The sequence below is a fragment of the Rossellomorea aquimaris genome, from assembly GCF_001877785.1.
GTDB classification, from domain to species: domain Bacteria; phylum Bacillota; class Bacilli; order Bacillales; family Bacillaceae_B; genus Rossellomorea; species Rossellomorea aquimaris_A.
The window spans coordinates 1-455 of sequence record NZ_MINN01000028.1; the positions used below are offsets into that span (position 1 = coordinate 1).

General features: G+C 44.2%; 1 tRNA gene and 1 rRNA gene. Both read left to right on the forward strand.

Annotated features, from left to right (window positions below):
• Positions 1-207 precede the first annotated feature (207 nt).
• Positions 208-324, forward strand: a 5S ribosomal RNA gene (gene rrf, locus BHE18_RS01100).
• A 7-nt stretch (positions 325-331) separates the two neighbouring features.
• A tRNA-Val gene (locus BHE18_RS01105) sits at positions 332-407 on the forward strand.
• Positions 408-455: the final 48 nt, after the last annotated feature.

Sequence of the window (455 nt, forward strand, 5' to 3'; positions counted from 1 at the left end):
GTGGAAGCATGGCGACATGTGGAGCTGACTGATACTAATCGATCGAGGACTTAACCACAAAGAGTCATTTTTAAATGAACACAACGGCAATACCGGTATTCTTGATATCAATCCTTTATCTAGTTTTCAGGGAATAAATTTTAAATTAACACTTGAAATTATCTCTGAAAAAGATATAATAAAAATTGTCCTTTTAAAAGGATACAGTCTGGTGACAATGGCGAAGAGGTCACACCCGTTCCCATGCCGAACACGGAAGTTAAGCTCTTCAGCGCCGATGGTAGTTGGGGGCTCTCCCCCTGTGAGAGTAGGACGTCGCCAGGCATCATATGGAGGATTAGCTCAGCTGGGAGAGCATCTGCCTTACAAGCAGAGGGTCGGCGGTTCGATCCCGTCATCCTCCACCATAGATTTTTACGAAGCGTGAGCGAAGTAAAAGATCTTTCCTTCCTTTA